8 protein-coding genes and 1 pseudogene are annotated in these 8,528 nt (G+C 55.4%); 6 read left to right on the top strand and 3 right to left on the bottom strand.

Annotation, left to right across the window (positions count from 1 at the left end; all coding sequences use genetic code 11):
• A pseudogene (locus tag FHD67_RS20640) lies at positions 1-204 on the top strand (hypothetical protein); the annotation flags it as partial.
• Positions 205-334: 130 nt separating this feature from the next.
• Here the strand turns inward: FHD67_RS20640 and FHD67_RS21000 are convergent.
• Positions 335-805 carry a transposase gene (locus FHD67_RS21000; RefSeq protein ID WP_246071365.1) on the bottom strand — a complete coding sequence of 157 codons (471 nt, stop codon included), beginning with the start codon at positions 803-805 and terminating at the stop codon, positions 335-337.
• The gene (locus FHD67_RS20995; RefSeq protein WP_246071364.1) at positions 771-1,376 is read right to left on the bottom strand and encodes an IS110 family RNA-guided transposase; all 606 of its coding nucleotides are present in this window, start codon (positions 1,374-1,376) and stop codon (positions 771-773) included. The genes FHD67_RS21000 and FHD67_RS20995 overlap by 35 nt, the downstream gene beginning before the upstream one ends.
• 161 nt (positions 1,377-1,537) lie before the next feature.
• On the opposite strand from FHD67_RS20995, the gene FHD67_RS19370 reads away from it, so the two are divergent.
• The 3 genes from FHD67_RS19370 (at position 1,538) to FHD67_RS19360 (ending at position 5,082) form a co-directional block, all read left to right on the top strand.
• On the top strand, positions 1,538-1,801 hold the full coding sequence (locus tag FHD67_RS19370; protein WP_425467288.1) for a hypothetical protein: 264 nt from the start codon (positions 1,538-1,540) through the stop codon (positions 1,799-1,801).
• 993 nt (positions 1,802-2,794) lie between these two features.
• On the top strand, positions 2,795-3,946 hold the full coding sequence (locus FHD67_RS19365; RefSeq protein WP_139599746.1) for a hypothetical protein: 1,152 nt from the start codon (positions 2,795-2,797) through the stop codon (positions 3,944-3,946).
• 116 nt (positions 3,947-4,062) lie between these two features.
• Entirely contained in the window at positions 4,063-5,082 is a 1,020-nt protein-coding gene (locus FHD67_RS19360; RefSeq protein WP_176695220.1) for a hypothetical protein, read from the top strand.
• Positions 5,083-5,120: 38 nt separating this feature from the next.
• On the opposite strand, the gene FHD67_RS19355 is transcribed toward FHD67_RS19360, so the two are convergent.
• Positions 5,121-6,110 carry a hypothetical protein gene (locus FHD67_RS19355; protein WP_139599744.1) on the bottom strand — a complete coding sequence of 330 codons (990 nt, stop codon included), beginning with the start codon at positions 6,108-6,110 and terminating at the stop codon, positions 5,121-5,123.
• Between the two features lie 183 nt (positions 6,111-6,293).
• Here FHD67_RS19355 and FHD67_RS19350 point away from each other — a divergent pair, with 183 nt between their 5' ends.
• Together FHD67_RS19350 and FHD67_RS19345 are read left to right on the top strand one after the other, a co-directional pair.
• The gene (locus FHD67_RS19350) at positions 6,294-7,265 is read left to right on the top strand and encodes a glycosyltransferase family 2 protein (protein WP_139599743.1); all 972 of its coding nucleotides are present in this window, start codon (positions 6,294-6,296) and stop codon (positions 7,263-7,265) included.
• A gap of 721 nt (positions 7,266-7,986) precedes the next feature.
• Positions 7,987-8,528: calcium-binding protein (locus FHD67_RS19345; protein ID WP_425467287.1), on the top strand; the 542-nt coding region annotated here is incomplete at its 3' end.

Raw genomic sequence — 8,528 nt, 5'->3', positions numbered from 1 at the left:
ATCTATGCCTTCTGGCGCCAGTTCGGGAACCTGGCCGGCGTGATGGAGAACGTCCACGCCGTCTCGACCGAGGGCGAGGTCACCCGCTGGACCCTGCGCGGCCCGGGCAGCGACATCACCCTGCGCACCCGTGCGTGGCCGTCCGGCTTGCGTAAATGTATCCGGCCTCTGATCAGTCAGCCGCTTTTGGCGGCAAGGCCTTGATGAGATCCGCCTCTCGGGTTCCAGATTAGTGGTGCGGGATCGCGTCCCGCTTTTTTGCGCGTGGCTTACCCCAGGTTGATCAACCGTTTGGTCATCACTTTCCCCTGCAATCGGTTCTGCGGTCGAAGGGTCAGCTCAACGCTGCGCCTCTCGACGGCAGGCAGACGGCGCCGGGCCTTGTGAGGATAGCCCATACGATCCGGGTCAGCTTGTTTGCCAAGGCGACGACGGCCTTGTTGCGGTGGGTTCGTACCTCAAGGGCTGAGAGCCAGTCACCGAGGGCATGGTTCGCCCGGTTCAGATGCAGAAAGCAGGACCGCGCGCCGTGAATGATCAGTCGCCGCACATAGCGATTGCCGCGTTTGCTGATACCGAGAAGGGTCTGCTTGCCCCCGGTCGAATGCTCTGCCGGCACCAGTCCGAGCCAAGCGGCCAGATCGCGCGCCTTGCGGAATTGCCGTCCGTCCCCTGCCGCTGCGACGATCGCGGTCGCGCCGAGAGCTCCGATGCCCGGGATGGTCACCAGGCGACTGACCGCGTCATGCTGGCTGGCATAGGCTTCGACCTTACCGGTCGTGCCCTTCGATGTAGGCGAGGTCATCGAGCAGCTCTTCGAGCAGCACCCGCATGGCGGGGGTCAGGTCATTCTCCACATTGCTCAGATGCCGACGGATGTCGGCATGAAAGCCGCCAGCGCCGACTCGCATCGCCAGTCCATGTTCAAGGCAGAAGGCTCGCGCTTGGTTGATCAGCGCCGTCCGCTGCCCTACGAGCCGGTCGCGGATGCGATGCAGGGCCCGCAGATCGATCTGCTCGGGTGTGCGAACCTCGACGAAGCACATCGTCGGCCGCGTCATCGCCTCTGCAATCGCCGCCGCATCGACCGTGCCGGTCTTGTTCGATTTGACATAAGGCTTCACGAAGTGCGCCGGAATGATCCGGGCATCATGGCCCATCGTGGCAAGCCGCCGCGCCAGCCATTGCGAGCCCGGGCAGGCTTCCATGCCGATGAGTGCATTCGGCGCGGCATCGAAGAAGGCCAGCAACGTGTCGCGCGAGAACTTCGCGCGTTGGATCACCGATCCGGCGGCATTCAGGGCGACGACGTGGAACACCTTCTTGCCGATGTCGATGCCGAAGGCCGCCGTTTGAGGATCAGGTTTGGTGCGCATCCTTTCTCTCCGTTTGATGGTGGTGCCACGATGCTACGCCGGGGCGCGGGGCGGGCCATCTCATTAGACGCGGGGGCGACTTCGCTCACGATCGCGCACCAAGCGAGCGGCGTGAAAGGCCTGTTATTCCAGTTCGCGACCCTGACAGATGTCGTTGACAGATGTCCGAAGAGGCGATCCCAATGACCCTTTTGGGCGGCATCGGCAAGCTTATCGGGCCGGTGATCGGCGCGGGGCTGATGGTGACAGTCATCGCCGGGGTCGTGTTCATGGTCAGCGTGCTGCTGTTCCGGCGCGACCTGGTGGGCGAGCTCTATGCCTCACGGATCGGCCGTAGCTTGGGGGTTGCATCCGACACCTCACCCCTCTCAAAGCCCGTACGTCAGAGGACTACTAGCCCTGCCGATGCAGATGTACTGCCGTGACAGCCGTATTCACCCCTGTGGCGTCGTTAGATGTGATACGATTTATCGCACCCGCAGTCAGTCGCCGGGGAGGCATTCAATAGCCGCTGCTCAAGTGTCAGAACGAGTTTTGTCAGCGACAACTGTTCAGACAGATATGTCGTACGCAATAGCATGCCCGTACAGAAACAGATCAGCCGCGGCCCGTGCACATGTCGCCAACTGCTCTTTCGTGAACCCGAAGCCGGTCAGCATGGCATGTTGACTGAACCCTACCCAGTCCCCTTTCCAAGGCCAGAACCCAAACCAGTACCAGAACCAAACCCAAAATACGGTCCAAATAAAGTAGCAGGCTGCGAACCTCATGTCAGAACCTCCGGGCACACTCCAGGATCCGGAGCTGTGCCGGATCGTGACGTTGACCGAACTGTGGCCACCTGACGATCCCTGATCATAGTTTTTTAGAAGCTACAACAGACCTTGGATCTAGAATTGCGTTCTGGTGTCGACGTCTGGTCACTGGAGCCCAGTTGTTGGTTTGGGTCAGGTTCTCTACAACAATAATTGCGAGCGTCATCATGAGATCGATGCTATTGAATAGGCGAAGAATGATCTGACGTTTCCAGTACCCCCAAGTACGTCGGCCTCCGCCGCCGCGTCTTTTAACGCGGGCTTCGAAACGAACCCCAATAAGCATACTTCAAGGAATGTGGAGAGTTCCGGACAGATTTTCGCAGAACTTAGCATGCTGTGCAATATTTGCCTGTTCGATAGCCCCGGGCGACAATACGAGGTCCCGGGAACCATTAGCCCGCACCTTGGGGCCGACGATAGAGCAGTTCTCCAGTCACCAAGCCGCCCGTGATCTCGCCATCGATGATCGCAGCCGACGGCAATCGGTGATTGGAAATCGATCCAGAACCGCTTTCTATTTGTAGTCAGCCTGACCTGATGCGTTGACCAACTGGGCAATGGCAGGTTCAATGCTGCAACTTAGCATCGAAGGATGGCAAGGTGACAAAGCGTATCGAGAAGAACTCGTTGATCTTGCGCAGTAGGAACGTCAGCCAACGCATTAGCCTTGTTGATACAGCGTTCGAGCACCCGACGCCGGACTATCGGCCGGGGCATTTGCTTGTCGTTCCTGGTGTTGATACAATCCCTAAGGGCTGGCGGCTGGTCAGCAACTTTGACGCCGGCGGTTCTGATGTCAGTGTTATAGTCCGAGTGGATGAGGAGGCGCTTGCGCCATCGAGCCTCCGGCATCCATCAATCGCTTCGGATTTCCATGTTCATAGCGGCCACAGCTTAACCGACACTTATGTCAATTCCGGTATAGAAGGTTGGCCGGGAAACCTCGCCAATATATTTATTGGAGAATTTGGTGAACCTGCATGGGTCGATCGGCGTACGCATGCTCAGGATACGGTTCCAGGATCGCCAATGTCTATTCGGTGGGAGCGCCGGGATCTGCTGGCTCGAACCAACATTGACGCATTCCAGTCGCTGACAATTACCGAAGGAGGCCCTCCACCGCGCGTTTCGGAGCAGGCATCTGAGGGCATGATCGATACGCTGACACATCTGATGCTGTTTTCCGAGAACGCGCTGGCGCGCGGTGACGGAGGCAAGGGAGCTGAGGTTATCCTATGGTCCATCTGGCCCAGTTTGAACGGTTTGTCCGATCGGCCGGAATGGTCAGATCTTGGCAACTTTCGTGCCTGTCTACCGGAATATGGCCGCAGCTTCAGGTATCTTGCGGATTATGCAACGTGGAAAATACACCAAAACCACAAGGCTCTTTCCCCGGAATGGCGTATCTGGATCATACCAGGTCATGCTTGGATGGCGCGCATCTACGACGATATATTAGGGTCCGCTGTTCCGGGCCTGACGAAGATAGATGATTTGTTCCAGGATGACATTCATCTCAATCCTATTGGGGAGTATGCGGCGTCGTTGCTTGTATTCACGATGCTGTATCAGATTGACGCGCGGACCCTCAACTATATGCCGTCCCCTGACACCATTGCGCCAGAACTGGATGCCTATCTCAAACGCGTCGCATGGGAGGTGGTAAAGTTGGAGGAGGCGGCCGGCTTGGGCGGCATGGCTAATAGCGATAAAGCTTTTGATCCTGCACTCCATGGTGACCCTTTGGGGTGAAACTGGGGGCCAAAACTGGTACCGGACGACGGTTCTGACACACGAATTGCCCTAGTGATCCTTCGGGTTGGGATCGAACGTGCGCGCAAATTCTGCACTTCAAAAGCGCCCAGTTGATGTTCTCTAATTTCTTCCGTGCTAGACCGGAGGCCCACAGAACTGAATCTGAGAACGGTATGAACCGCAGATCCATGGTAAATGCGATGGTGCTGGGCGTGGGCGGAGCGATGGCCGCCGCGTTCGGTTGGCATCATCATCAGCGCACTAAATTGCCTCAAGAGATGGTGCTTAAACCGCGGTCCGTATTGTCCGCCCCGGACCGCATCGGTTCTGTTTTCCATCTAGGACATAGCCTCGTCGGCCCAGATATTCCGCATATGTTGGCGCAACTCGGTGGGAACAGTTATGCAAGCCAGATTGGCTGGGGTACGACACTCAAGGCCCACTGGACCGAAGGCGATGCCTTGGCAGGATACAAGCTTTACGCGAGCGGGGATCGTGAGCTGATCCCTGCGCATCAAGCGTTATCAGCACCCGGTATCGACGTCCTAGTGATGACTGAGATGGTTGAGATCCGCGATGCCATAAACTGGTTCGATAGTCCCCGATGGTTAGCCGAGTGGGCGGCTCTTGCCCGCCAACGCAATCCAGCCATCCGCATTTATCTCTATGAGACATGGCATTCGCTTGACGATCCTGGTGGATGGCTGGAGCGGATCGATAACGACCTGAAAGCTTACTGGCAGGGCCGGATCATTGCCCCTGCGGAAACTGACCATCGCACAGGGGAGATTTTTGTCATACCCGGAGGTCAGACAATTGCCGCAGTTGCACGTGCGGCGGAGGTCGGTGAACTTGCTGGAGTGACTTCACGTAAGGAGTTGTTCGCCCGAGATGAGGCGGGGGGTCAGGATATGATCCATTTGAATGATCTTGGCGCCTATGTCATCGCCTTGGTCCATTTCACCGTCATCTATCATAAAAGCCCGGTTGGCCTTCCTTACCAGCTTCTGCGCGCAGACGGCACTCGCGCTGTCAGCTTTGGCGCCGAAGCGGCAATGCAGGTCCAGCGCATCGTGCGCGACGTAGTCCTTCGTTTGCCGCAAACTGGTGTAGCCCGCGAACGCCTCAGCTAATCTTCACCGTCCGCTGCTAGGACATCTAGAATAAAAACTTACAGTTCCTTACTACCTTTAACATATCGCTTTGTAACCTGTCTCTTTAAATTCCTTGCAATCTTAAATAGCCGTGCTGTCGGTTTTTCATCGTTAGAAAGATCTTTTGGTTTAGAAGATTGAATATAGCTGCGCTGGAGAAGATCTGCGGCAGCATGCCAGTTTGCGGTTAAAGCCCTATCATGAATTCCGGTGAACGTGAATGATGCGAGATCTGTCTCGTCTATCATATCCCGGTTCGTCTTCACGAAAACGACCTCTAAAGGTGAAAGACTTCGTCCAAAGAATGCCGACCGCCATAGAACGTCGCCCTCTCTCGCCGTGGTATTCTTAAACATGATTGCACTGTCTTCACAGTTGAAACGGCTGTATACGGGCAAAATCGAGTCAAAGCTCCAGCCTTTTCTAAAAATCTCATTTGATAACCGGAGTTCATAGGCTAGTATCACGTCAAACTTATTGTAAGCCTCATTGGATTTGTAAAAATCAATCTTTACGAGATGGTTTAGTGCCTCTCGTGTCAGCGCATATGATGTCGTCTGTACATGCGATCTATTGCATTCGGACAAGAACATTTCATTATACTGGCTCTTGAAATTTGAACATTCGGGGAGAATATTTATGGAAGCACCCACCAAATGGACATTTCCTTTTAGTTTGGACGTAAATATTTCAGTCCAGGATCTGGACAGGTAAGGGGGAGTAAAAGGCCCCCTTACAGATGAATTGACAAAAATGTAAAAATTGTAAGATTCCTTATAGTGATTTTTTACATATGTCGCATATCCTCCAAAATCGTTATTTATATTTTCTGTGTATATGTATTTCACGTTATCAAAATGGGGAAGGGTCAGAGAGCACTCACCAGAAATGATAATGTAATAGTCTGCCTGTGCGTGTATAGCGGTAGATAAAAAATAGGTCAGGTTGTCACGATACACACTATCTTTCTCGAAATAATGATAGATCACCGCCGTGCCAGTGGCCATCCCGACCCTCCTTGCTTGGTTCGTTACCGCTGATATGTATATTTAGCTTACGCGAAAATGTTGGACATCTTTGCTGAGTTTAACGAGAGTGCTCAAATATACCAGCAAACTTACAGGGCGATTTAGTTAATCTTTTGTTAGGACGCCCATAATTCTCTTTGCGATTTTCAAAGGTGAATGCCCATGAATCATTTTGCCTCCGTTTCGGTGATCATTACTGCTCGTGACGCAGTTGCGACCATCGCAGACGCGGTCAGCACAGCCTTGGTCGATGCTGAGACCGCCGAGGTCATCGTCATCGACGATGCCTCGAACGACGACACGGCGGCGGCAGCCGAGTCGGCCGGACGGGGCGATGACCGCCTGACAATCAGCCAGTGCGCTGTCAATATTGGTCCCGCCGCAGCGCGCAACCGGGCAGTGGAGATGGCTACGGGCGATTTCGTGGCGGTTCTGGATGCCGATGATTTCATCTTGCCCGGACGCTTTACCCGGCTGCTGGCAGTTCCCGATGTCGATATGATGGCCGACAACATCCTGTTCGTTGCCGAGCACGCGGGCCCAGGCAATCTGCCTCCGACGCCGCCAGTCAACCCCCAGGTGATCGACATCGACCTGGCTAGCTTCGTGCGTGCCAACCATTCGCCGCGCGGTACCAGCCGTAAAGAACTGGGCTTTCTGAAACCCCTAATGCGTCGCGCGTTCCTGCGGGACCAAGGATTGTGCTACGACGAGACCATGCGCCTAGGAGAGGATTACGACCTTTATGTACGGATGCTGCAGCAAGGCGCACGGTTTCGCCTTTCAACGGAGGTTGGATATGCCGCGCGCTGGCGAGAGGATTCGCTAAGTTCGCGTCATCAGACGGCTGATTTGCAGGCGCTGTACACGGCCGCGCTGGCGCATCTCGCAGTGGACGGGATGGATGACACTACCCATGCCGCCTTGGCGGCAATTGCCGACGAATTGCGCCAGCGCTTTCTCTTGCGCGAATTTCTAGACCAGCGCGCGAAGGTTGGCCGGGCCAGAGCTATCCTTTCGGCCTGCCGCGATCCAATGACCTTTGCCCCCGTGGTCCGCGGCATTCTTGCCGACAAGTTTTCCACGCGTAGGCCTGCTGCCGCATCCCGGATCGGCCGTCTACTAATCGAATAGGGGTAACTTCCGCTTGGCCTAAGGAGTTTAAGCACCTTATTCGACTCTATGAAGCGAAAACCCCGGCGCGGCAGATCGCGCCGGGGTTGTCTCACGAGGGTCTGCGGTGCGCCGCATCTACCGTCCGTATTTCACGGCCCAGGGCGGCGGCGCGCAAAGCCTCCAGCGCTCGCTGTCGCCTGGAAGGTCGAGGACATCGCAGAGTGAATCGATTTTTCGTGCTCCGCCCTCTGAGAACTGGACCGTTTGAAGCCAGAGTTTTCAGCTAACCTTCCCTAGCTGTGAGAGGAATTGAGAACAATGAAAGCATCGAAATTCACGGAGGCGCAGAAGGCGTTCATACTGAAGCAGTGCAAATTGATGTACCTAGGCAATCGATCACCAGATCACCCTGCTCCTGCGATTGGGCTACTCAAAAGTGTGCCGACTGCCCACTGCACGCTGGAAGACAACGGCGATCGGTACATGCGCATATAGACTGCGCGTTAGTTGACGACATAACCGCTCCAGCCCAGCACACCCACTCGTCTTCGGTGGCATCCAAAGGTCGGAGTGCCCCCTTTTCAAGCTCGCACAAATGCGATGATCCGCGCAGTCTTAATGGCCCGACGCAAAAATTTGCCAGTGGGTCATGCCTGGTGAAATTTCTCGTAATAAATCGTTAACCAACACCACATAACGTTCCTGAACAAAGAGCAACAATAATGGGACGGGATCTGGAATGGCGACAATCAGAGGGTCGGGTGCAGACGAGACGATGCGGGGCACGACACAATCAGACGTAGTCTGGGGTTTTGAAGGGTTGGACACCTTCCACTGGCAGGCCGGAGTGGGCAACGACACGTATCACGGCGGTACGGGAATGGAGCGGTACGATGCCAATCCCTATACGCCCGGCAACCCCGGTGGTGACAAGCTGATCCTGGAGGGCTCAGTCGGCGCACGTATCGATATGCGTTCGACAGATAGCGGCAGCGTTCAGATCGGCAGCGAGCGCCTGGACTTCACCGGCATCGAGCGCATCTACGGCACCTCGGGTAGCGATGTTGTCTATGCAACAAACGCCACGGTCAACACCTCCGGTAGCGGAATATCCGCCCACGGTCTGTCGATCTTCACCGGTGCTGGAAATGACCGTATCTCAGGATCGCAGTTTGACGACGTTATTGATGGAGGTTCGGGCAACGATACCATCAGCGGCGATGGCGGAAACGATTTTATCCACTCTAATACCGGCAATGATCTGATTTATGGCGGCGCCGG

It is taken from the genome of Paracoccus haeundaensis (genome assembly GCF_006239215.1).
Classification (GTDB): domain Bacteria; phylum Pseudomonadota; class Alphaproteobacteria; order Rhodobacterales; family Rhodobacteraceae; genus Paracoccus; species Paracoccus marcusii.
The sequence above is the reverse complement of the archived record's forward strand: the minus strand, read 5'-3'. Positions and strand labels throughout refer to the sequence as shown.

Coding starts and splice junctions, on each gene's coding strand:
- FHD67_RS21000 (WP_246071365.1), bottom strand. CDS start 805: ATGACCTCGCCTACATCGAAGGGCACGACCGGTAAGGTCGAAGCCTAT.
- FHD67_RS20995 (WP_246071364.1), bottom strand. CDS start 1,376: ATGCGCACCAAACCTGATCCTCAAACGGCGGCCTTCGGCATCGACATC.
- FHD67_RS19370 (WP_425467288.1), top strand. CDS start 1,538: ATGTCCGAAGAGGCGATCCCAATGACCCTTTTGGGCGGCATCGGCAAG.
- FHD67_RS19360 (WP_176695220.1), top strand. CDS start 4,063: ATGTTCTCTAATTTCTTCCGTGCTAGACCGGAGGCCCACAGAACTGAA.
- FHD67_RS19355 (WP_139599744.1), bottom strand. CDS start 6,110: ATGGCCACTGGCACGGCGGTGATCTATCATTATTTCGAGAAAGATAGT.
- FHD67_RS19350 (WP_139599743.1), top strand. CDS start 6,294: ATGAATCATTTTGCCTCCGTTTCGGTGATCATTACTGCTCGTGACGCA.